General features: G+C 42.1%; 1 protein-coding gene. It reads right to left on the bottom strand.

The annotated features are described in order from the left end of the window. Window positions 1-143: 143 nt before the first annotated feature. Window positions 144-1,136 (bottom strand): translation elongation factor Ts, encoded by a 993-nt coding sequence (gene tsf / locus HF894_RS15035; protein WP_204973459.1) that lies wholly within the window; start codon window positions 1,134-1,136, stop codon window positions 144-146. Between the last annotated feature and the right edge of the window lie 124 nt (window positions 1,137-1,260).

The raw sequence follows: 1,260 nt of genomic DNA, 5'->3' as shown, positions 1-1,260 counted from the left end.
TGTATAAATCTTTAGGCTTAAAGATACAAAATCTTTAGGTAATAACAAAGCCCCAGCTTGTGAAAGTCGGGGCTTTGTGCTAAACAAAGAAGGTGTGCTTTTTGACACATCTTCTTAGTTTATATCAAAATCCAAATATAGATTTACTCAGCACGCAAAGTGAAACGCTTGAAATCTGTGACCTTCAGTTCGGGATCTGCTTCTTTCAACACTTCTCTTACAGTTTTCTTTGCATCCATTACATCCTCCTGATTCAACAGGCAGACTTCTTTCAAGAACTTACCCAAACGACCCTTAGCAATGTTCTGGATCATCTGCTCAGGCAAGTTAGCAGCTTTCTCTGCAGAAACAGTAGCGATGATTTCCTTTGCTTTGGCAACATCTTCGGCAGTAATCCAGCCTTTGGCCATGTTGCTTTCCATGTGATCTTCGCTATCTACGTGAGCAGGGTTAATACCTGCTTTCTTCAGAGCAGCCTCAACAGCCTTCTGTACCTGTTCAGCCTTTGTTTTCTCAACTGCAACTTCGATTTCCTTTTGTTTAATTTCTTCTGACACACCGTCCTCATCAATAGCAATAGGATTCATTGCAGCAATTTGCATAGCGATCTGCTTACCCAATTGTTCATCAACTTTCTTATTGAAAGCAACAATAGTACACAAACCGTTTCTGTTCATATGGTTATAAACCACCGTATCTGCACCTTCAACAGTCATGTAGCCATCCAATTCCATCTTTTCACCAGTGATACCGCTACGGTCTGTTACAGCCTGAGCAACAGTTGCATCACCCATCGGCAGAGCTTTCACTTCATCCAGTGTCTTGCACTTGTTAGCAACAGCCAGATCCAAGATATCCTGAGTCAATTTTACGAAGTCAGCATTCTGAGCAACAAAGTCTGTTTCACACTTCAGTGCGATAATAACAGCAAAATCACCCGTTTTCTTAGCCAACACGCAACCTTCAGAAGCCTCGCGGTCAGAACGCTTAGCAGCTACAGCCTGCCCCTTCTCACGGAGAATCTTCATTGCCTTATCGAAATCGCCCTCTGCATCAGTCAAGGCGTTCTTACAGTCCATCATACCAGCACCGGTCATTTTACGGAGCTTGGTTATATCAGCCATTGTTACAGCCATAATCTCTTTATCTTTTACATTAGTGTCCCGTTAAAATGGGACGAGTTAAACAATTAATCAAAAAGCCCCGGAATCAGGGGATCATTTAGATCTTTGACATCATTGAAATTAGTCTTGTCGAACA

It is taken from the genome of Caecibacteroides pullorum (assembly GCF_019239235.1).
GTDB classification, from domain to species: domain Bacteria; phylum Bacteroidota; class Bacteroidia; order Bacteroidales; family Bacteroidaceae; genus Bacteroides; species Bacteroides pullorum.
This window is presented reverse-complemented; position numbering and strand designations above follow the sequence as displayed.